Here is a 22,542-nt window from a genome sequence, read left to right as displayed (position 1 = left end):
GAGAAACACATGCAATGGGAAGTCGTGATCGGGCTGGAGATTCACACCCAGCTCACCACCCGGTCGAAAATCTTTTCCGGTAGCTCCACCACTTTCGGTTCCGAGCCGAACACCCAGGCCAGCCTGGTTGATCTCGGTATGCCTGGCGTATTGCCGGTGCTGAACCAGGAAGCAGTGCGCATGGCGGTGATGTTCGGTCTGGCGATTGATGCCGAGATCGGCCAGCACAACGTGTTCGCCCGTAAAAACTATTTCTATCCGGACCTGCCGAAGGGCTACCAGATCAGCCAGATGGAATTGCCGATCGTCGGCAAGGGCCACCTGGACATCGCCATGGAAGACGGCACGATCAAACGTGTCGGCGTGACTCGTGCGCATCTGGAAGAAGACGCCGGCAAAAGCCTGCACGAAGAATTCACCGGTGCCACCGGCATCGACCTGAACCGTGCCGGTACGCCGCTGCTTGAAATCGTTTCCGAGCCGGACATGCGCAGTGCCAAGGAAGCCGTGGCCTACGTCAAGACGGTCCATGCGCTGGTGCGCTACCTCGGCATCTGCGACGGCAACATGGCCGAAGGCTCGCTGCGTTGCGACTGCAACGTGTCGATCCGTCCAAAAGGCCAGGTTGAATTCGGCACGCGCTGCGAGATCAAGAACGTCAACTCGTTCCGCTTCATCGAGAAGGCGATCAACAGCGAAGTGCAACGTCAGATCGAGCTGATCGAAGATGGCGGCAAGGTGATCCAGCAGACCCGTCTGTACGATCCGAACAAGGACGAAACCCGTCCGATGCGCAGCAAAGAGGAAGCCAACGACTACCGTTACTTCCCCGATCCGGACCTGCTGCCAGTGGTCATCGAAGACTCGTTCCTCGACGACGTGCGCGCCACCCTGCCGGAACTGCCACCGCAGAAACGCGAGCGCTTCCAGGCGCAGTTCGGTCTGTCGGTCTACGACGCCAGCGTCCTGGCTACCAGCCGCGAGCAAGCCGATTACTTCGAGAAAGTCGTGAGCATCGGCGGCGACGCCAAACTGGCAGCGAACTGGGTGATGGTTGAATTGGGCAGCCTGTTGAACAAACAGGGCCTGGACATCGATCAGTCGCCGGTCTCGGCCGAGCAACTGGGCGGCATGCTGCTGCGCATTACCGACAACACCATCTCCGGCAAAATCGCCAAAGTGGTGTTTGAGGCCATGGCCAACGGCGAAGGCAGCGCGGACGAGATCATCGACAAGCGCGGCTTGAAGCAAGTGACCGACACCGGTGCGATCTCGGCAGTGTTGGACGAAATGCTCGCGGCCAATGCCGAACAAGTTGAACAGTACCGCGCGGCAGACGAAGCCAAACGCGGCAAGATGTTCGGCTTCTTCGTCGGCCAGGCCATGAAAGCCTCCAAAGGCAAGGCCAACCCGCAACAGGTCAACGAACTGCTCAAAAGCAAGCTCGAAGGCTGATTGCAATGGAGCCAGTTTTAAAGCCTGGCTCCATTCCCTGTGGGAGCGAGCCTGCTCGCGATGACGGCGGCACATCCATCATTGATGTGACTGACAGTCCGCCATCGCGAGCAGGCTCGCTCCCACATTTGTTTTTGGGAGCTTTCTAAATGAAGCGTCTGCTCAGTGCCTGTGCCCTGTTCTCTCTGCTGGCCGGTTGCGCCAGCACCGACACCATCGATCCTCATGGCTACGACAAGACCGGCGTTGCCTCGTATTACGGCGCCAAACACCAAGGTAAACGCACCGCCAGCGGCGAGCGTTTCAACAAGAATTCCCTGACCGCCGCCCATCGCCAGCTGCCCTTCGGCACGCGGGTGAAGGTCACTAATCTGAACAACGACAAGTCCTGTGTGGTTCGCATCAACGATCGCGGACCGCACACCCGTGGGCGTCTGATCGATGTTTCACATGAAGCGGCCGAACAACTGGGTATGCTCAGAAGTGGCACCGCACGAGTTCGCGTGCAAGCCCTCGACGACTGATAGACGGAGCGCTGACCATTTTCGGACTTGCCGATATACCCCTGATCAGCGTGATTGAATTGCTCAGCGGCTTGCTGCTGCTGATCGCCGGCGCCGAACTGATGGTGCGCGCGGCCGTGCGCCTCGCCGCGCGCCTGCATGTACGACCGCTGATTATCGGTCTGACCATCGTCGCCCTCGGCAGCAGCGCACCGCAGATGGCGGTCAGCCTGCAAGCCACCCTGGCGCAGAACGCCGACATCGCCGTCGGCAGCGTGATCGGCAGTAGCATCTTCAACATCCTCGTCACCCTCGGGCTCTCGGCGCTGATCATCCCGCTGCGGGTTTCACGGCAACTGGTGCGCCTGGATATTCCGCTGATGATCGGCGCCAGCCTGCTGGTGTTCGTCTTGGCGTGGAACGAAGAACTGACCCGCGTCGATGGCGTGCTGCTGCTGGCGGCACTGATGCTGTATCTGGGCCTGCTGCTGCGCCAGTCACGACACTCGGTCCGTCCACAATCGACCACCCACGAAGTCCCGCAAGCGCCATGGATCAGCAGTCTGCTGATGATCGTCGTGGGTTTGGCGATGCTGGTCTACGCCGGGCACTTGCTGTTGGGCGCGGCGGTTTCGGTCGCGACCGATCTGGGATTATCGGAGCGGATCATCGGCCTGACCATCGTCGCCGTCAGCACCTCTCTGCCGGAACTGGCGACCTCGTTGATCGCCGCCTTGCGCGGTCAGCGCGACATCGCCGTGGGCAACGTGATCGGCAGCAATCTGTTCAATCTTTTGGGCGTGCTGGGCTTCACTGCGTTGATTGCGCCATCGCCGCTGTCGGTGTCGCCAAACGCCCTGGATTTCGACTTGCCGGTGATGCTCGGTGTCGCGGTGTTGTGCCTGCCGGTGTTCTATTCCGGTTACCGGGTGACCCGCGCCGAAGGTCTGATGTTTTTGGGTTTGTATCTGGCTTACGGTCTGCACGTGGTGTCGTTCACCACCGGCATGCCGCTGGCCGGCAAGCTTGAACACCTGATGCTGTTTTTTGTCCTGCCGGCGCTGATGGCGTTTTTGCTGTTCACGTCGCTGCGCGCCTGGCGTCGCCAACACCACAGTAAGGAATTGCCATGACCGATGATAAAAAGCCTGGGGTTGAAGTCCGCCGTCAAGTGATGGGCGACGCCTTCGTCGACCGCGCGCTGGGCAATGCCACCGAGTTCACGCAACCGCTGCAGGATTTCGTCAACGAGCACGCCTGGGGCGGCGTCTGGAACCGCGAAGGTTTGCCATTGAAAACCCGCAGCCTGATCACCCTCGCCGCGCTGACCGCGTTGAAGTGCCCGCAGGAATTGAAAGGTCACGTGCGCGGTGCGCTGAACAATGGCTGCACCGTGGAAGAGATTCGTGAAGCGCTGCTGCATTGCGCGGTGTATGCCGGTGTCCCAGCGGCCATCGATGCGTTTCGGGCGGCGCAGGAAGTGATCGACACCTACCAGAAGCCTGAGTAAATCCCGGCATTTTTTGGCGTCAGTGACATTGCTATCGTCGGAACGCCGCCCGGAGCCGGCTCGCTCCCACAGTTGAAATGCATTCCCATGTGGGAGCGAGCCTGCTCGCGATGAGACCCTGAAGAACACCGTAAATCCCGGGGCTAGATCCACCCGCCCCACTGCAACAGGAAGATCCCGATGTTGGTGGTGACCGCCGCCATCAACGTGGTGATCACGATGATCGCCGCCGCCAGTTCATGATTGCCATTGGCCTGACGGGCCATGACAAAACTGGCCGCGGCGGTCGGGCTGCCGAAGTACAGGAACAGAATCCCCAACTCCGCACCACGAAACCCCCAGAGCCACGCCCCCAGTGTCGCCAGAATCGGCAGGCTGATCATCTTCACCAGGCTTGAACTCATCGCCATGTTGCCGCTCTTGCGCAGAGCCGCCAGTGACAGCGTGCCGCCAATGCAGATCAGCGCCAACGGCAAGGTGGTTTGCGCCAGGTATTGGCCGGACGTCTCCAGCCATCCCGGCAAGCCGATCTTGAAGTAGGCAAACGGCGCCGCCACAAACACGCTGATGATCAGCGGATTGACCATCACGCTTTTGCAGATGCTCCAGGGGTCGGACTTGATCACCGGGCTGTACACCGCCAGCACAATGGTCGAGAGCGTGTTGTAAAACAGGATGACCAACGCAGCGAGAATCGCACCGAGGGAAATCCCGTAGTCGCCGTACATGCTTGCCGCCAGCGCCAGCCCGATCACCCCGTTATTACCGCGAAAGGCGCCCTGGGTGTAGATCCCCCGGTCTTCCCGCGGGCACTTCCAGATCGCCCAGCCCCAGGCGATAGCAAAACACACCAGCGTGGCGAGCGAGAAATAGATCAGTAACGCCGGTTGCAACGCGGCGTGGAGGTCGGCATGCAGGATGCCCAGAAACAGCAACGCCGGCATGGTGACGTTGAACACCAGGGCCGACGCAGTGTGGATGAAATTGTCGTTGATCCAGTCGATGCGTTTGAGCAGCGCCCCCAGAAACAGCATGGCAAACACCGGCGCGGTGATGTTCAGGGTTTCGAGGAAGATAGCCAGCATGCCGGGGGAACCTTGGGTGAGCGTCGTTAGGGGGCTAATGATAAGCCAGCAAGTCCCCTGGCGTCTGTTAGACCGCTATCGTCGGATCGCCGCCCGGAGCAAGCTCGCTCCCACAGGGGACCTTCTTTGTTGCACAAATTGCGTGAACGCTGAAGATCACTGTGGGAGCGAGCCTGCTCGCGAAGAACGATAACGCGGTATCAGGTTATGGGTGCAGGGTTGAACAAGGTGATGTCGTTATGCAGCTTGTGCTTCTCAGCCCAGGTTTGCTTCTTGCCGCTGGCCACGTCCAGGTAGTAGTGAAACAACTCCCAGCCAAGGTCCTCAATCGACGCCCGCCCGGTCGCAATCCGTCCGGCATCAATGTCGATCAAATCCGGCCAGCGTTGCGCCAGCTCGGTCCGGGTCGACACCTTCACCACCGGCGCCATCGCCAAGCCATACGGCGTGCCACGCCCGGTAGTGAACACATGCAGGTTCATTCCCGCCGCCAATTGCAACGTCCCGCAGACAAAGTCACTGGCCGGGGTCGCACAGAAAATCAGGCCTTTGCGCTTGAACCGCTCGCCAGGGCCAAGCACCCCGTTGATCGCGCTGCTGCCGGATTTGACGATCGAGCCCAACGACTTCTCGACAATGTTCGACAACCCGCCCTTCTTGTTCCCCGGCGTGGTGTTGGCGCTGCGATCCGCTTCGCCCTTGGCCAGGTAACGGTCGTACCAGTCCATTTCCCGCACCAGCTCCTGAGCCACTTCCTCAGTTTCGGCGCGAGACGTCAGCAGGTAAATCGCGTCGCGCACTTCGGTGACTTCGGAAAACATCACCGTCGCACCCGCGCGCAATAACAGGTCCGAGGCATAACCCAGCGCCGGGTTGGCGGTGATGCCGGAAAACGCATCGCTGCCGCCGCACTGCATGCCGAGGATCAGCTCGGACGCCGGCACGGTTTCCCGGCGACGTTGATCGAGCTTCTTCAAACGGGTTTCGGCCAGCGCCATGATCTGCTCGATCATCTCGGTGAAACCGTGACTGGAATCCTGCAAGCGGTACAACCACGGCTCGCTCAAATCCACCGAGCTGTCGTTCTCGTGCATCACCTGCCCGGCCTGCAATTTCTCGCAGCCCAGGCTGATGACCAAGGCTTCGCCACCCAGGTTCGGGTTGCGCGCCAGGTTGCGCACGGTACGGATCGGGATGTACGCGTCAGTCGCGGTAATCGCCACGCCACAGCCGTAGCTGTGAGTCAGCGCGACCACGTCATCAACGTGCGGATACTTGGGCAGCAACTCGTCCTTGATGCGCTTGACCGCATGGTCCAGCACGCCGGTGACGCACTGAACAGTCGTGGTGATCCCGAGAATGTTGCGCGTACCGACGGTGCCGTCGGCGTTGCGATAACCCTCGAACGTGAAGCCTTCCAGCGGTGCCTGCGCGGCCGGCACTTCGGTGGACAGCGGCAAGCTGTCCAGCGGCGGCGCGATGGGCATGCGCAGTTGATCTTCCTTGACCCAGCTGCCGCGCGGAATCGGCTGCAAGGCATAGCCGATGGTCTGCCCGTAACGAATCACCTGCCCGCCTTCGGGAATGTCTTCCAGGGTGACCTTGTGGCTCTGTGGCACGAAATCCACGGTGACCAGGCCGTCCGGAAATTCGGTGCCCGCCGGTACGCCTTGGTCATTGACCACGATCACTACGTTGTCCCGCTCGTGCAGGCGGATGTAGCGCGGCGAGTCGGAATGTTCAATCAACTGCATGACGCCGCTCCTCAGGAATGCGCTTGAGACAATTTGTTATGGGTTTCAGGACCGCTGACGGGCGGCTCCTTGAGTACCACACGTTTGATCGGACCGACGATTACCAGGTAGCTGAACACCGCGACCAGGGCGTTGCAACCGACAAACACCAGCGCCCATTTGAACGAACCGGTGGAGCTGATGATGTAGCCGATGACAATCGGGGTGGTGATCGAAGCGATGTTGCCGAACATGTTGAACAGGCCGCCACTCAAACCGGCGATCTGTTTCGGCGAGGTGTCGGACACCACCGCCCAGCCCAACGCGCCCACGCCTTTGCCGAAGAATGCCAAGGCCATGAAGCCAACGACCATCCATTCGATGTCCACGTAGTTGCAGGCCACGATACTGCTGGAAACCAGCAAACCGGCAATGATCGGCGCCTTGCGGGCGAAGGTCAGGGAATGGCCTTTGCGCAGCAGGTAGTCGGAAATTACGCCGCCGAGCACACCACCGATGAAGCCGCAGATCGCCGGCAACGAGGCAATGAAACCCGCCTTGAGGATGGTCATGCCGCGTTCTTGCACCAGGTACACCGGGAACCAGGTCAGGAAGAAATACGTGATGCCGTTGATGCAGTACTGACCCAAATACACGCCGAGCATCATGCGGTTGGTCAGCAACTGGCGGATGTAGTCCCACTTCGGTCCATCGACCTTTTTACCTTTGCCTTTGTCCTGGTCCATGTCGACCATACCGCCGTTGTCGGCGATGTGTTTGAACTCGGCGTCATTGATCATCGGGTGCTGACGCGGGCTGTGGATAACCTTCAGCCAGATCCCCGAGAAGATGATGCCGATCACGCCCATGACGATAAACACGTGCTGCCAGCCGAAGCTGTAAACGATCCAGCCCATCAGCGGCGCAAACAGCACCGTGGCGAAGTATTGCGCCGAGTTGAAAATCGCAGACGCCGTACCGCGTTCAGCGGTCGGGAACCAGGCCGCCACAATGCGTGCGTTGCCGGGGAAGGATGGCGCTTCGGCCAGGCCCACCAGGAAGCGCAGCATGAACAGCGCAACCACCGCCGTGGACATGCCGAACTCACCGACATAGCCCTGCAGCACGGTGAACAGCGACCAGGTGAAAATGCTCAGTGCGTACACTTTTTTCGAGCCGAAACGGTCCAGCAACCAGCCACCGGGAATTTGCCCGGCCACGTAGGCCCAACCGAATGCAGAGAAGATATAACCGAGGGTGACCGCGTCGATGCCGAGGTCTTTTTGCAGGCTGGAGCCCGCGATGGCGATGGTAGCCCGGTCGGCGTAGTTGATCGTGGTCACCAGAAAAAGCATGAGCAAAATCAAATAGCGGACGTGGGTCGGCTTGGTCGCTTGCATGTAGATGTACTCCCACTGATTATTTTTATGCGCGGGTGAATCTTGGTGTGTTCCCTGTAGGAGCTGTCGAGTGAAACGAGGCTGCGATCTTTTGATTTTTAAAAGCAAAGATCGCAGCCTGCGGCAGCTCCTACAGGGGTATTGCGGTGTGTCAGGAGCCGACGTAGGCAGTTTTTACGACCGTGTAGAACTCTTGCGCGTAGCGACCTTGCTCGCGGGACCCATAGGATGAACCTTTACGCCCACCGAATGGAACGTGGTAATCCACGCCCGCCGTCGGCAGGTTGACCATCACCATCCCGGCCTGGGAGTGGCGTTTGAAGTGGTTGGCGTACTTCAACGACGTGGTGGCGATGCCCGCCGACAGACCGAATTCGGTGTCGTTGGCCATGGCCAGCGCGGCCTCGTAATCCGCGACGCGAACCACGTTGGCCACCGGGCCGAAGATCTCTTCGCGGCTGATACGCATCGCAGCTTCGCTGTCGGCAAACAGCGTTGGCGCGAGGTAATAGCCTTCGGTATCGCAGGTCACCAAACCGCCCCCGCTGACCAGACGTGCACCTTCGGACTGGCCGATGTCGATGTACTTCATGTCCTGTTCAAGCTGCGCCTGCGAGACGACCGGACCGATGTCAGTGCCGGCTTTCAGCGCGTGACCGACCTTGATCGACTTCATGCGCTCAGCCACGGCTTCGACGAACTTGTCGTGAATCCCGGCAGTGACAATGAAGCGGCTCGAGGCGGTGCAACGCTGGCCGGTGGAGTAGAACGCGCTCTGTACCGACAGCTCGACCGCTTGCTTGAGGTCGGCGTCGTCGAGAATGATCTGCGGGTTCTTGCCACCCATTTCCAACTGAACCTTGGCCTGGCGCGACACGCAGTTGACTGCGATCTGACGACCGACGCCCACGGAACCGGTGAAGCTGATGCCGTCGACTTTCGGGCTCTGCACCAGCGCATCGCCAACCACTCGACCGCTGCCCATCACCAGGTTGAACACGCCGGCGGGGAAGCCTGCGCGGGAGATGATTTCGGCCAGCGCCCAGGCGCAACCCGGCACCAGATCCGCCGGTTTCAGCACGACGCAGTTGCCGTAAGCCAGGGCCGGGGCGATTTTCCACGCAGGGATCGCGATCGGGAAGTTCCATGGTGTGATCAGACCGACCACGCCCAGCGCTTCGCGAGTCACTTCGACATTCACACCCGGACGTACCGACGGCAGATAGTCGCCGGACAGACGCAGGCATTCACCGGCGAAGAACTTGAAGATGTTACCGGCGCGTGTCACTTCGCCGATGGCTTCAGGCAGGGTCTTGCCCTCTTCCCGAGCCAGCAAGGTGCCGAGCTCTTCGCGGCGAGCGAGGATTTCAGTGCCGACTTTATCCAGGGAATCGTGACGCGCCTGGATGCCCGAAGTGGACCAGGTCGGGAACGCTGCACGGGCGGCGTCGATGGCGGCGTGAACCTGAGCGAGATCGGCTTTGGCGTACTCGCCAATGGTGTCGGTCAACTCCGACGGGTTGATGTTGTTGGAGTAATCGCTACCCGCAACCCATTCACCGTTGATGTAGTTATCAAAACGCTTTGCATTTGCCACGAGATGTTCTCCTCACGCAAAAGGCCGCTGAATACTCAGCGGCCTTGTTTAATCGGATGTGTTACTGCGCACCTTGCTTGTCGATCAGCGCGGCGAGCATTTCGTACTCTTCGCCCGTCAGATCGGTCAGCGGCGCACGCACAGGACCTGCGTCATAGCCGACAATTTTTGCCCCGGCCTTGACGATGCTCACCGCGTAGCCCGCTTTGCGGTTACGGATGTCCAGGTATGGCAGGAAGAAGTCGTCGATGATCTTGCCGACGGTGGCGTGATCTTCGCGAGCAATGGCGTGGTAGAAATCCATCGCGGTTTTCGGGATGAAGTTGAACACCGCCGAGGAGTAAACCGGTACGCCCAGGGCCTTGTAGGCGGCGGCGTAGACTTCGGCGGTCGGCAAACCGCCCAGGTAGCTGAAGCGATCACCGAGGCGGCGACGGATCGACACCATCAACTCGATGTCGCCCAGGCCATCCTTGTAGCCGATCAGGTTCGGGCAGCGCTCGGCCAGACGTTCCAGCAGCGGCGCGGTCAGGCGGCAGACGTTGCGGTTGTAAACCACCACGCCGATTTTCACCGATTTGCACACGGCTTCAACGTGGGCGGCAACGCCGTCCTGGCTGGCTTCGGTCAGGTAGTGCGGCAGCAGCAACAGACCTTTGGCGCCCAGACGCTCGGCTTCCTGTGCGTATTCGATGGCTTGACGAGTCGAACCGCCAACGCCGGCCAGAATCGGCACGCTGGTTTCGCAGGTGTCGACGGCAGTCTTGATGATTTCCGAATATTCGCTGGCCGCCAGAGAGAAGAACTCACCGGTGCCGCCCGCGGCGAACAATGCCGAGGCGCCGTATGGGGCCAGCCATTCGAGACGTTTGATATAGCCCGCGCGATGGAAGTCGCCCTGAGCATTGAAATCGGTAACCGGGAAAGACAGCAGACCGGAAGAGAGGATGGACTTCAGTTCTTGTGGATTCATTATTCGAACACCCTGGATAGCGACGTATGTGTGTGAGGAAACCGTTCAGCCTTCGCCGAAGTTGTAGGTCATCGTACAACTTAAATAATAACCGTCAACTGCATTTCATCGCCAACCGCAGAATTTGAGTCGGAAAGGTATTTTCTTGACGTAGGAAATTTCTCATCTATGATCCAGATAACTGTATATACATACAGTTATTTTTAGATCGTACCGACGACATATCAAGGAGATAGAAATGTCAGGTCTACACGCACAACCGAAGGAAAAACCGAAACAGGTCATCGCCGAACTGGATGATCTTTTTACCGAGCATGGCATCCCTCTGATAGGGAATAACCAACACGTGGTCTTGCAGATTGCTGATCATCACAACTCTGCGTCTGCCCTTTCCGCGTCGCTACCCACAGCCTCTGGTAAAGCCCCGAAAGGCAAGCCACAGCTGAGGTTTGAGGGTGGCGAACACACCGCCATCGGCGACAGCACCCTGCTGCGTTTCGTCAAAGATGCACCGGCTATCCCCGCTTCACAGGTGGAGCTGCACTTGCCCAATGGGCTGGCGCTGACCTATGGCCAGGTCATTGCGCTGGGGGGTGATTTCTATGGAATTCCCGATCAACCGATCAGCGAAGGCGCGACAGGCGCCGACCGAATCCAGCGGTTTACCAATGCCTTCAACTCGCTGGCCGTGCTGCCTGCTGCTAATGCTGAGGCCAAGCTGATCCTCGGTGTGATGCAAAAGGAAATCGCCGCGATCAAGCAGGCGATCAAGGACGGTAAACAACCTCACGAGGCGTATGACGCCCTCGGTGATACGTTGTCGGAAGAGTGGAACAAGATCACCGGCGGCGGCAGTGTCGTCTCGGCGCTGTTTCCATTTGGCCGCTACCTGAAACTGGCCGCCAACAATGCCGATCACTTCGCCGAATGGGCGCTGCTGGCCTATATCGCCGGGCACACGGCTGCGCTGCAACAGGCGGTGGTTGCCCATAACAGCGGCAACGACTCGGCGCTGGAACAGGCTTACGCGATGAACGCTTTCGCCGATCACTACCTGACCGATCTGTTTTCCGCCGGCCACCTGCGCGTGCCGCGCAAACAATTGGCAGCGGTGGTGACACCGAGCGATCTGGGCTCGCTGATCACCCGCTTCATGCACGATGAAGACAGCAAGTTCGGGCTCAATGTGCGTAACGGCGACGGCGCTCAATGGCACGCCTATGGCGACAAGCGCTATTTCGACGCTATCGATAGCGCCAATCGCGCCCAGGTCAATCAAGCGGTCCAAGTGTCTGCGGATGAAATATTCGCCGCGTACCTCAGCGGCATCGCTCCGTCGCCCGGCAGTTTTGCAGCGTTGAAAAAGCTGCCGGATCTGCAAGCGGTACTGAGCCCGACGGGCAATTTTTCGCCACTGTTCAAGGTCGAGGGCAACAAGGTGCTGCGGCGCAAGGACGTCAACAACCTGAACGACACCGCCACCGTGGATGACTGGTGGGGCTGGAGCACTTATTTGCTGCTCAAGGATTACAAACCCACTGGCAACGTTGCCTGATAAGGAGATCGATAATGACTATCAAATTGAAACTGGAACTGGCTTCGGGCCAATCGCTGAAGGGGGCGCCGTTGGAGTTGTTGGCCAAGGGAGTGCCGATTGCCCGGGCGGTGGTTGATGAGCATGGGCATGTGGCATTCGATGCCAAGGCTGGGGCTTCTGAGTGGGCCGTGAGGGTGGATCGTTCGATTCTCAGGACCGGCTGATTCCCCGCACCTGATCGTTCCCGCGCTCTGCGTGGGAATGCAGCCCGGGACGCTCTGCGTCCCAAAGCGTGACGCGGAGCGTCACAAGAGGCATTCCCACGCAGAGCGTGGGAACGATCTATAACTCTTACCCCCGCTGTGCCTCAGCTTCTTCATGCGCATGACGCAGCCGCTCGCGGCTGTTCGTCAGATGCAAGCGCATTGCTGCCCGCGCCGCATCCGAATCCTGACGCGCAATCGCATCGTAAATCTCTTCGTGCTCTCGGCTCAGGCGATTCATGTAGTGCTGCTGGTCGTCATGGGCCAGGCGCGCGGAGTTGAGGCGCGTACGCGGAATGATGCTGGTGCCCAGGTGGGTCATGATGTCGGTGAAGTAGCGGTTGCCCGTCGCCAGGGCGATTTGCAGGTGGAACTGGAAGTCGGACGCCACCGCATCGCTGGCATGGGAAACACTTTCATTCAATGCATCCAGCGCAGCTCGCATCAATGCCAGCTGCTCGGGGCTGCGGCGTTGCGCGGCGAGGCCGGCGGACTCCACTTCGAGGCTGATGCGCAATTCCAGAATCGCCAGCACGTCACGCAGCGTGACCACGGTCGCCGGGTCGATACGGAAACCGCTCGGGCTCGGGGTGTCGAGCACGAAGGTGCCGATGCCGTGGCGGGTTTCAACCTGGCCTGCCGCCTGCAAACGGGAAATCGCTTCGCGCACCACGGTGCGGCTGACGCCATGGGCATCCATGATCGCCGACTCGGTGGGCAACTTGTCGCCACGTTTGAGGTGACCGTCGCGGATCTGCTCGGACAGCACCGTCACCAGTTCCTGAGCGAGGCTGCGGCGCTTGCGAGGGAGGCGTGGTGCGTCGATCGGGTTTTCCATGGTGAACGTCTTTCTCGAAAGTTGCGGCTGAAACCGCATCATAGCTCAACGCGGTTGTACGATCACCGTTGGGGTGAACACCATTCCCCTTGTGGGAGCGAGCCTGCTCGCGAAAGCGGAGTGTCAGACACCTCAAGGCTGAATGTCAGACCGCTTTCGCGAGCAGGCTCGCTCCCACAGGAGGGGTTTTGGTGTTTATGCGGTCACGGTCTGGTCCACCAGATGCCCATTCTCGATACGAACATGCCGTGGATGGAAGCGCTTCAGGCTGCTGCGATGCCCGACGCTGACAATGCTCAAGCCCGGAATCTCATCGATCAAGGCCTGATACAGCGACGCTTCATCCTCCTCATCCATCGCCGAGGTCGCTTCGTCCATGTACAGCCATTGCGGTGCATACAGCAGCGCACGGGCAAAGGCCAGACGCTGTTGCTCACCCGGCGACAGCATGCGCTGCCAGTGATTGGCTTCATCAAGACGCGACACCAGATGCGGTAAACGACAGGCTTCCAGCACATGAACGTAGCGTTCGTGCGGATAGGTATCGCCAGACTGTGGATAACTCAGCGCCTCACACAAGGTGCCAATCGGCAGATAAGGTTTTTGCGGCAGGAACAAATAACGCGCCGCCGGCAGACGTATGCTGCCATGGCCAGCCGGCCACAGATGCCCCATCGCCCGCAGCAAGGTCGACTTGCCGCTGCCGGATCGACCGCTGAGCATGACGCGCTCGCCCTCTTCCACGGTCATGTCGGCGTTGGTCAGCAGATGACGACCATCCGCCAGATCGAGGCCAAGGTTATGCACCTTCAACGCCGAGCCATGGTTTTGCACATCAATCGCCGGCGCCCGCTCTTCGTTGTCGCTCATGGCCTGGCGGAAACTCAGCAGACGATCACAGGTGGCGCGCCACGCGGCGAGGTCCTGGTACGCGCTGATGAACCAGCTGAAGTTCTCTTGGACATTGCCGAAGGCGGAGTTGATTTGCATCAGCTCACCGAGCTCGATCTTGCCGGCAAAGTAGCGTGGCGCGGCGACCATGAACGGGAAGATGATTGCGATCTGGCCATAACCGGAAGTGAAAAACGTCAAGCGCTTGGACACGCGCATGATGTCCCAGAAGTTGTGCCAGACCAGCCCGAAGCGGCTGCTCAGACGACGGTTCTCGTTGGGTTCGCCGTTGTACAGCGCGATGCTTTCGGCATTCTCGCGAACCCGGACCATGGAAAAACGCAAGTCGGCTTCGAAGCGTTGTTGATTGTTGTTGAGACCGATCAAGCGACGACCGATCAAATGCGTCAGCCAGCTGCCGACCGCGGCGTAAACCAGCGCGCACCAGAACATGTAGCCGGGAATGGTGAAACCGAACACTTCAATGCTGCCCGACACGCCCCACAAGATGATTGAAAACGACACCAGGCTGACCACGTTGCGGATCAGGCCCAAGCCCAGGCCCAGGGTATTGGACGTGAAGCTGTTAAGGTCTTCGGAAATCCGCTGGTCCGGGTTATCGGTGTAACCGCCCTGCTCCAGCTGATAGTAATTCTTGTTGCCCAGCCAGCGGGCGAAGTGCTTCTCGGTGAGCCAGGCCCGCCAGCGAATCGTCAGCATCTGCGTCAGGTAGAGCCGATACACCGCGCCAAGAATCGCCACCGCCGCAATACCGCAGAAATACAGGATCAACTGCCAGAAGGCCGCTTCGTCCTTTTTCTGCAGGGCATTGTAGAAGTCCTTGTACCAACTGTTGATCCACACCGAAATCGCCACGCTGAACAGCGACAGCGCGATCACGGCAATCAACAACGTCCAGGCCTTGCCCTTCTCTTCGCTGCGCCAGTAAGGCGTGGTCATCGCCCAGACTTTGCGAAAAAACTGCCCGCGTACAGCATCATTGACCGCGGAATATTCAGCGTTCTGATTCATGGATAAGGCTCGATAAAGAAAAGAACACACTCGAACCGATCATAGATGATCGGCTCGGGTTGTCGCGAGGTCTGGTGATAAGCGTTCAGCGCCGGTTCAGCGGCGAACGGCTGTGCGGTGGCGCTTGGAGAGTGTGCTTACCGTCGGTCAGCACTGTCATATTTGACAGTAGGAATTAAAATTCTAACTGCGCTTACTGAGCTCGCACTCTTTCGCTTCCCCGCACACAAAGGAGCTTCTCAATGAGCACTCATAACACAGGCAAAGAAAGCGACATCGTCCGTCCCATGCAGCCAGTTTTCAAAGAGATCAAAGGTGAAATTATCTACCTCTCCAAATTATCAGGCGAGTCGACAGAAGTATCGGGGGGAGGGGTAATCATTCCAATTCCAGATGATCAGCTATACAGGTTCAGTGCAAAAATCCATCTAGGTACTGATGAATGGACTTCCGACTATAGCAAAGCTCTCAAGGCGCAGTTTCCGGTGGACTTCCTACGCCGTAACGTTAACAAAAGCGTCGAATTAAGGTTTCATGTAAAAGGGCCGGATGGTGTAGAAACAGCCTCGAAAGAAAGTGTTTATGCCATTAGAGAATTTTAACCCATCCGATCAATGCCTCTCGATTTCGACAGCCAGACCCATTTGAAACCAGCTGAAGTTATCGCAAAAGGTACATTAACCATGTTGCGACACTCCATCGAGTGTCGCTTTTTGATCTTCCCCCAACAACATCCGCTCAACGCCGAACCGGCCGCTTCTGCAATTTACGCTGCAATGTGCGCCGATGCATGCCCAGGGCGCGGGCAGTGGCGGAGATGTTGCCTTCGTGCTCGGTCAGCACGCGCTGGATATGTTCCCACTGCAGGCGATCCACCGACATCGGGTTTTCCGGCACCAGCGTGTCGAGGTCGGCATGCTCGGAGAGCAGCGCGGCCAGCACGTCATCGGCGTCCGCCGGTTTGCACAGGTAATTGCAGGCGCCGCGCTTGATCGCCTCGACGGCGGTGGCGATGCTCGAGTAACCGGTGAGGATCACCACGCGCATTTCCGGGTCCAGCTCAAGCAGCTTGGGCAACAGCACCAGGCCGGAATCGCCGTCCATTTTCAGGTCCAGCGCGGCGTAGTCCGGCAAGTCGGCCTGAGCGATGGTCAGGCCTTCTTCGGCGGAACCGGCGGTGCTGACGCGAAAGCCGCGGCGGGCCATGGCACGGGCCATCACCCGGGTAAACGTTGCGTCGTCGTCGACCAGCAGCAAATGCGGCAGTTCTTCGCCTTCGCCTTCGACTTGGATCTCGTCACTCATGTTCGTCTCCTCGGGCGACACGGGGCAGGCGCAGCTCGGTGAGCGTGCCGCCTTCCTCATGACTGTAGAGTTTCACTGAGCCGCCGGCGCGTGTCACGCTGGCCTTGCTCAAAAACAGGCCCAGGCCGAAACCTTTGCCCTTGGTGGTAAAAAATGGTTTGCCGATCTGCTCGGCGATGGCCAGCGGCACACCGGCGCCGTGGTCGCGGATGCTGATGGTCAAGTCCTCGGCATTCCAGTCCAGCGTCACTTGCAGCCCTTCGGGGCAAGCGTCGGCGGCGTTGTTGAGCAAATTCAGCAGCGCCTGGGTCAGGTCCGGTGGCGGCGCCATGCGCGGCACGGTGCCTTGGCCCAAGCGCTGGAAGCGATAACTGGCTTCCGGGCGCATCAGGTGCCAACGATTCAGGGCTTCGTCGAGCCAATCGGTGACGTCCTGCATCTCCACCGCCAATCGACGATTGGCCTCGGCGGCGCGCACCAATTGCTGCAAGGTTTCTTTGCAGAGTTTGACCTGATCCTGCAGCACGCTCAGGTCGTCCTGCAACATCGGGTCGTGATGGTCCTGACGCATTTCCTTGAGCAACACACTCATGGTCGCCAGCGGCGTGCCCAGTTCATGGGCAGCACCGGCGGCCTGAGTGGCGACGGCCAGCAGTTGCTGATCGCGCAGGCCCTCTTCGCGACGGATGGCACGCAGTTCTTCCTGACGGCGCAGCTCTTCGGCCATGCGTGCGGCGAAGAAGGTGATGACCGCCGCGGCCAGGGCGAAACTCAGCCACATCCCGTACACCTGCAGGTTTTCCCGAGCGATCGGGAAGGTTTGCAGCGGATAGAAGCGCGCCAGCAGCAAGGTGTACATCGTCAACGCGATACCGGACAGAATCACCGAGTAACGCCAAGGCAACGTCACCGCCGCGATGGTCAGCGGCACCAGGTAATAAGAGACGAAGGGGTTGGTCGACCCGCCGGAGAAATACAGCAAGGCACTGTGGATAAACAGGTCACAGGCCAGTTGCACGGCGTATTCGAGTTCGGTAACCGGCCATGTGGTGCGCAGGCGAATCGCCGTGAACGCGCACAGCAACATCGAGCAACCAAGGGTTGCGGCCAGTTGGAACCAAGGCAGCGGCAGCAAGTCGAGCCAGTAGGCCAGACCCACGGAACCGGCCTGAGCGGCCAACACCAATGTGCGGATGAACGTCAGCCGCCAGAGATTCTGACGAGTAGCGGAAGTGATTTGAACGGGGGCGAGCATGAGCTCTCCTGATGAGCGCTCCAGGCGGATCGCACGGAGTATAACCAAGCCACGCCGTCAGAGGCGCAAGTGCGGCAAACGACCACATGGCAAAAAAACCGGCTGCGACTATAAGGCCGCCTTCGCGAGCAGGCTCGCTCCCACAGGTGAACGCGTTCCAATGTGGGAGCGAGCCTGCTCGCGATTGGCCGCGCAGCGGTCACCGTCTATCCATCTGTATAGAAGTTGTAACTGTGCGAACCGGATCATAAAAGCTAGAGTCTGATGGTTTCACGCAGGCTCGGACCTTAACCCCTGCGCACCGTCCAAGGAGTTTTCATGCACAGTTTCAGCCGCAGCGCCGCCCTTCTTGCCCTTAGCGTTGGCACCGTCGTCAGCCTCCCGGCCTTGGCCGCCGACGAACTTCATTACAACCAGATCGCCCTGCGCGCCGAAGTCAGTCAGGAAGTGGCCCGCGACCTGATGATCGTGACCCTCTACACCGAAGAACAAAACACCGACCCGGCCAAACTCGCCGCCGACGTCAGCACCACCATGAACAAAGCGCTGGCCCAGGCCAAACAGGTCAAGGAAGTCACCCTGCGCCAGGGCAGCCGCAACAGCTACCCGATCTACGACACCAAGGGCCAGAAAATCACCGGCTGGCGCGAACGCGCCGAACTGCGCCTGGAAAGCTCCGACTTCGCCGCGCTGTCGAAACTGACCGGCGAACTGCTCACCGACCTGAAAATGGGCGGCATGGACTTCGCCATCGCCACACCAACCCGCAAGGCCAGCGAAGATGCACTGCTTAAAGAAGCCGTGACAGCCTTCAAGGCCCGCGCTCAACTGGCGACCGATGCACTGGGCGGCAAGGGTTATAGAATTGTTAACCTGAACTTGAACAGCAACGGTTATCCACAACCGTACATGCGCGCGCCGATGATGATGAAAGCGGCGAGCATGGACTCGGCACCGGTGACGCCTGAGGTTGAGGCGGGTACGAGCCAGGTGAGCATGACGGCGGATGGTTCAATTGAAGTGTTGATGCCTTGATTCGATAACCCGTACACAAAAACGGCGATCACCAAAGTGATCGCCGTTTTTTTATTGCCTGCGCAAAGACAAGTCGGACCAGCAAGCAGCAAAGGTTGCACCCCCGGTACTACCAACACGCCCACGCAGCCCCCACCAAATCCCAAAGCCAGCATCACCCACAGATGTCCACTGACAAACAGTAACGGAACAATCTGCCCCCACAGACACAACAACCCTTTAAACAACAAGCACCTACCTGCCAAACCAGAACTCAATCTCATTCACGCCCGCACTCCCGTTCACACCCCTCAATGATGGGTATAAATAAGTAACACCGCGCTCCAATCGGGTGCGCAAAACGTCCAGATCGCCCCGTACAGGTGCGCCATATGCACTGAAAAAAACCTGCGCAAACGGTCAAATGTGCGTGAATTTATACAAATGCGACATTAAGGTACGTTCGTGCCACTGTTTAACGCCTGTGGTCGCTCAGGATCTTGCATTGGGTATGGCCCCTGCATAAGTATCCGCAGGCACGACTCACGAGGTCGTCCTCTAATTCCAAAAATGACAACAAATCATGAGGCCACCATGCTTAAACACGCGGTCATTCCGTTTTTAGTCGGCGCAGGCTTGTTAGCTAGCGCACCTTTCGCCCAAGCGGCGACTAACCTGGTGTTTTGCTCCGAAGGGAGCCCGGCCGGTTTTGATCCTGGTCAGTACACCACCGGAACCGACTTCGACGCCTCTGCAGAAACCATGTTCAACCGTCTGACTCAGTTCGAGCGCGGCGGCACCGCCGTTATTCCTGGTTTGGCGACCAAATGGGACATCTCCGATGATGGCCTGACTTACACCTTCCACCTGCGTGAAGGCGTCAAGTTCCACACCACCCCGTACTTCAAGCCGACTCGTGAGTTCAACGCCGACGACGTGCTGTTCACCTTTAATCGCATGATTAACAAGGATGATCCGTTCCGTAAGGCGTACCCAACCGAATTCCCGTACTTCACCGACATGGGGATGGACACCAACATCACCAAGATCGATAAAGTCGACGACAAAACTGTCAAGTTCACCCTGAAAGAAGTCGACGCCGCGTTCATCCAGAACATGGCCATGAGTTTCGCTTCCGTCCAGTCCGCCGAGTACGCCGCCCAGCTGCTGAAAGAAGGCAAAGCCGCCGACATCAACCAGAAGCCGGTCGGCACTGGTCCGTTCGTGTTCAAGAGCTACCAGAAAGACTCCAACATCCGCTACACCGGGAACAAGGACTACTGGAAGCCTGACGACGTCAAGATCGACAACCTGATCTTCGCCATCACCACCGACCCGTCGGTGCGTATCCAGAAGCTGAAGAAGAACGAGTGCCAGATCACTCTGTTCCCTCGTCCGGCCGACCTGAAGGCTCTTCAGGAAGACAAGACTCTGAAAGTGCCTAACCAGGCTGGTTTCAACCTGGGTTACATCGCCTACAACGTGATGGACAAGATCAAGGGCAGCGATCAGCCGAACCCGATGGCCCAACTGAAAGTGCGTCAAGCGCTGGACATGGCCGTCAACAAGCAGCAGATCATCGATTCCGTTTATCAGGGTGCTGGTCAGCTGGCCGTCAACGCCATGCCGCCAACCCAGTGGTCTTACGACACCACCATCAAGGATGCGCCGTACAACCCTGAGAAAGCCAAAGAGCTGCTCAAGGAAGCCGGCGTCAAGGAAGGCACCGAGATCAACCTGTGGGCGATGCCGGTACAGCGTCCGTACAACCCGAACGCCAAGCTGATGGCTGAAATGCTGCAGTCCGACTGGGCCAAGATCGGTATCAAGGCCAAGATCGTGACCTACGAGTGGGGCGAGTACATCAAGCGCTCCAAAGGCGGCGAAAACGGCGCGATGCTGATTGGCTGGAGCGGCGACAACGGTGACCCGGACAACTGGCTGAACGTGCTGTTCGGCTGCGACTCCCTGCAAGGCAACAACTTCTCCAAGTGGTGCGACAAGAAGTTCGACGGCATCGTAAAAGAAGCCAAGCGCACGACCGATCAGTCCAAGCGCACCGAACTGTACAAACAGGCGCAACACGTCCTCAAAGATGCCGTTCCAATGACACCTATCGCTCACTCGACGGTGTTCCAACCCATGCGCGACAACGTGCAGGACTTCAAGATCAGCCCGTTTGGCTTGAACTCCTTCTACGGCGTCAGCGTCAGCAAATAAGGTTTTGCAGCGGCGACGTTTTTAACGTCGCCGTTGCTTTATCTGCCGAGAAAGTAGGAAACCACCTACATCCAATTCCGCTGAGCATTACAGCAGCGGCGTCGGACGCGTTGCCATTTCCTACGAGTCTTTAGGACTCTACGCATTTACTGCCAGACCCACGGCTTCTACCGTCGGGATCTGACCAGTTCGTGCGTGGGCTCTCGGTTACTGCTGCCTGTCATGGTTTGAGATCAATGATGCCTCCACGTCCCCGGACGAGGCGGCGGGTCATTGAAAAACACTTAGAGAAAGAGAAAAGGGAGCGTCATGCGCCATACCTTGGTTTTATCCGCATTGCTGGGCACCGGCCTGCTGGCCGCCACGTCCATCAGCCAGGCCGCCAATAACAGCCTGGTGTTCTGCTCCGAAGGCAGCCCGGCTGGCTTCGACACCGCGCAGTACACCACTGCGACCGACAATGACGCCGCCGAGCCGTTGTACAACCGACTGGCAGAGTTCGAAAAAGGCGCCACCAATGTCGTACCAGGCCTGGCCACTCGCTGGGATATTTCCGAGGACGGCCTCAAATACACTTTTCACCTGCGCGAAGGGGTGAAATTTCACACAACCAAATACTTCACGCCGACCCGTGATTTCAACGCCGATGACGTGCTGTTCACGTTCAATCGCATGCTCGATCCGCAGCAACCTTTCCGTAAGGCTTATCCGACCGAGTTCCCGTACTTCAACGGGATGAGCCTGAACAAGAACATCGCCAAGGTCGAGAAGACCGGGCCGCTGACCGTGGTCATGACGCTCAACAGCGTGGACGCCGCGTTCATCCAGAACATCGCCATGAGCTTCGCCGCCATCCTGTCCGCCGAATACGCCGACAAACTGCTGGCCGAAGGCAAGCCGAGCGACATCAACCAGAAGCCGATCGGCACCGGGCCGTTCGTGTTCAAGAGCTACCAGAAAGATTCCAACATCCGTTACACCGGCAACAAACAGTACTGGGACCCGAGCAGGGTCAAGCTTGAGAACCTGATTTTCGCCATCAACACCGATGCCTCGGTGCGGGTACAGAAGCTCAAGGCCAACGAGTGCCAGATCACCCTGCACCCGCGCCCTGCCGACGTGACCGCGCTGAAGAACGACCCGACACTCAAGCTCATCGAGAAGCCCGGTTTCAACCTCGGTTACATCGCCTACAACGTGCGCCACAAGCCTTTCGACCAGCTCGAAGTGCGCCAGGCGCTGGACATGGCGGTGAACAAGCAAGGGATTCTCAACGCCGTCTATCAAGGCGCCGGTCAACTGGCGGTCAACGCCATGCCACCGACCCAATGGTCCTACGACGAGACCATTAAAGACGCCGCCTACAACCCGGAAAAAGCCAAGGAATTGCTCAAGGCTGCCGGCGTGAAAGAAGGCACTGAAATTACCCTCTGGGCCATGCCGGTCCAGCGCCCGTATAACCCCAACGCCAAGTTGATGGCCGAAATGCTCCAGGCTGACTGGGCAAAAATCGGCCTCAAAGTGAAGATCGTCAGCTACGAATGGGGCGAGTACATCAAGCGCACCAAGAATGGCGAGCACGACGTCAGCCTGATCGGTTGGACCGGTGACAACGGGGACCCGGACAACTGGCTCGGCACGCTTTACAGCTGCGACGCCATTGGCGGCAACAACTACTCCATGTGGTGTGACCCGGCTTACGACAAGCTGATCAAGCAGGCCAAGGTCGTCACCGACCGCGACCAGCGCACCGTGCTTTACAAACAGGCGCAGCAGTACCTCAAGCAGCAGGTGCCGATTACGCCAGTCGCCCACTCGACGGTTAACCAGCCGTTGAGCGCCAAAATCGAAGGATTCAAGGTGAGTCCTTTCGGTCGTAACGTGTTCTCGGGCGTCAGCATAGAAAAATAACCGATTAGCCAAAAACGCTG

General features: G+C 58.8%; 18 protein-coding genes and 1 pseudogene. 10 read left to right on the top strand and 9 right to left on the bottom strand.

The features are described from left to right. Window positions 1–9 precede the first annotated feature (9 nt). From gatB to ASC74_RS18155, 4 genes are all read left to right on the top strand, one after another. A complete protein-coding gene (gene gatB, locus ASC74_RS18170; RefSeq protein WP_056742929.1) occupies window positions 10–1,455 on the top strand; it encodes an Asp-tRNA(Asn)/Glu-tRNA(Gln) amidotransferase subunit GatB in 1,446 nt (481 codons plus the stop codon). Window positions 1,456–1,604: 149 nt separating this feature from the next. Continuing rightward, window positions 1,605–1,979, top strand: a complete 375-nt coding sequence (locus ASC74_RS18165) for a septal ring lytic transglycosylase RlpA family protein (protein WP_056742926.1) — start codon at window positions 1,605–1,607, stop codon at window positions 1,977–1,979. A gap of 50 nt (window positions 1,980–2,029) precedes the next feature. Next, entirely contained in the window at window positions 2,030–3,091 is a 1,062-nt protein-coding gene (locus ASC74_RS18160; protein WP_056742924.1) for a calcium/sodium antiporter, read from the top strand. Continuing rightward, entirely contained in the window at window positions 3,088–3,468 is a 381-nt protein-coding gene (locus ASC74_RS18155) for a carboxymuconolactone decarboxylase family protein (protein WP_008148900.1), read from the top strand. Before ASC74_RS18160 ends, ASC74_RS18155 begins: the two co-directional genes overlap by 4 nt. 143 nt (window positions 3,469–3,611) lie before the next feature. Here ASC74_RS18155 and ASC74_RS18150 read toward each other — a convergent pair whose 3' ends face one another. The 5 genes and pseudogenes from ASC74_RS18150 to kdgD form a co-directional block, all read right to left on the bottom strand. Further along, window positions 3,612–4,553: an AEC family transporter gene (locus tag ASC74_RS18150; RefSeq protein WP_056742922.1), complete on the bottom strand. Its 942-nt coding sequence runs from the start codon at window positions 4,551–4,553 to the stop codon at window positions 3,612–3,614. 200 nt (window positions 4,554–4,753) lie between these two features. Then, on the bottom strand, window positions 4,754–6,307 hold the full coding sequence (gene garD / locus ASC74_RS18145; RefSeq protein ID WP_056742921.1) for a galactarate dehydratase: 1,554 nt from the start codon (window positions 6,305–6,307) through the stop codon (window positions 4,754–4,756). 11 nt (window positions 6,308–6,318) lie between these two features. Next, window positions 6,319–7,716 (bottom strand): annotated as a pseudogene (locus ASC74_RS18140) (MFS transporter); the annotation flags it as partial. Window positions 7,717–7,837: 121 nt separating this feature from the next. Next, a complete protein-coding gene (locus ASC74_RS18135; protein WP_056742919.1) occupies window positions 7,838–9,283 on the bottom strand; it encodes an aldehyde dehydrogenase family protein in 1,446 nt (481 codons plus the stop codon). Window positions 9,284–9,344: 61 nt separating this feature from the next. Beyond that, window positions 9,345–10,256, bottom strand: a complete 912-nt coding sequence (gene kdgD / locus ASC74_RS18130; RefSeq protein ID WP_046045831.1) for a 5-dehydro-4-deoxyglucarate dehydratase — start codon at window positions 10,254–10,256, stop codon at window positions 9,345–9,347. 238 nt (window positions 10,257–10,494) lie between these two features. Between kdgD and ASC74_RS18125 the strand changes: the two genes are divergently transcribed. After that, complete coding sequence (locus ASC74_RS18125; protein WP_056742917.1) at window positions 10,495–11,811, top strand: hypothetical protein; 1,317 nt, start codon at window positions 10,495–10,497, stop codon at window positions 11,809–11,811. A 14-nt stretch (window positions 11,812–11,825) separates the two neighbouring features. After that, a complete protein-coding gene (locus ASC74_RS18120) occupies window positions 11,826–12,017 on the top strand; it encodes a hypothetical protein (protein ID WP_056742915.1) in 192 nt (63 codons plus the stop codon). Between the two features lie 127 nt (window positions 12,018–12,144). Here ASC74_RS18120 and ASC74_RS18115 read toward each other — a convergent pair whose 3' ends face one another. After that, complete coding sequence (locus ASC74_RS18115) at window positions 12,145–12,894, bottom strand: FadR/GntR family transcriptional regulator (RefSeq protein WP_046045828.1); 750 nt, start codon at window positions 12,892–12,894, stop codon at window positions 12,145–12,147. A gap of 195 nt (window positions 12,895–13,089) precedes the next feature. After that, a complete protein-coding gene (locus ASC74_RS18110) occupies window positions 13,090–14,817 on the bottom strand; it encodes an ABC transporter ATP-binding protein/permease (RefSeq protein WP_056742913.1) in 1,728 nt (575 codons plus the stop codon). Window positions 14,818–15,059: 242 nt separating this feature from the next. On the opposite strand from ASC74_RS18110, the gene ASC74_RS18105 reads away from it, so the two are divergent. After that, a complete protein-coding gene (locus ASC74_RS18105; RefSeq protein WP_056742910.1) occupies window positions 15,060–15,419 on the top strand; it encodes a hypothetical protein in 360 nt (119 codons plus the stop codon). Window positions 15,420–15,555: 136 nt separating this feature from the next. Here ASC74_RS18105 and ASC74_RS18100 read toward each other — a convergent pair whose 3' ends face one another. Both ASC74_RS18100 and ASC74_RS18095 read right to left on the bottom strand, forming a co-directional pair. Further along, on the bottom strand, window positions 15,556–16,122 hold the full coding sequence (locus tag ASC74_RS18100) for a response regulator transcription factor (RefSeq protein ID WP_008148925.1): 567 nt from the start codon (window positions 16,120–16,122) through the stop codon (window positions 15,556–15,558). Further along, window positions 16,115–17,377 (bottom strand): ATP-binding protein, encoded by a 1,263-nt coding sequence (locus ASC74_RS18095; RefSeq protein WP_056742908.1) that lies wholly within the window; start codon window positions 17,375–17,377, stop codon window positions 16,115–16,117. Before ASC74_RS18095 ends, ASC74_RS18100 begins: the two co-directional genes overlap by 8 nt. A 318-nt stretch (window positions 17,378–17,695) precedes the next feature. Between ASC74_RS18095 and ASC74_RS18090 the strand changes: the two genes are divergently transcribed. The 3 genes from ASC74_RS18090 to ASC74_RS18080 all read left to right on the top strand — a co-directional run bounded on the left by ASC74_RS18090 (window position 17,696) and on the right by ASC74_RS18080 (window position 22,522). Beyond that, on the top strand, window positions 17,696–18,412 hold the full coding sequence (locus ASC74_RS18090) for an SIMPL domain-containing protein (RefSeq protein ID WP_056742907.1): 717 nt from the start codon (window positions 17,696–17,698) through the stop codon (window positions 18,410–18,412). Between the two features lie 573 nt (window positions 18,413–18,985). Continuing rightward, complete coding sequence (locus ASC74_RS18085; RefSeq protein WP_056742905.1) at window positions 18,986–20,611, top strand: ABC transporter substrate-binding protein; 1,626 nt, start codon at window positions 18,986–18,988, stop codon at window positions 20,609–20,611. 309 nt (window positions 20,612–20,920) lie between these two features. Then, complete coding sequence (locus ASC74_RS18080; RefSeq protein ID WP_056742903.1) at window positions 20,921–22,522, top strand: ABC transporter substrate-binding protein; 1,602 nt, start codon at window positions 20,921–20,923, stop codon at window positions 22,520–22,522. The last annotated feature ends 20 nt before the right edge of the window (window positions 22,523–22,542 follow it).

Origin of the sequence: Pseudomonas sp. Root329 (genome assembly GCF_001424925.1) — a bacterium.
GTDB classification, from domain to species: Bacteria; Pseudomonadota; Gammaproteobacteria; order Pseudomonadales; family Pseudomonadaceae; genus Aquipseudomonas; species Aquipseudomonas arabinosi.
Note: the sequence above shows the minus strand (reverse complement) of the source record. Positions and strands in the feature narration are given on the sequence as shown.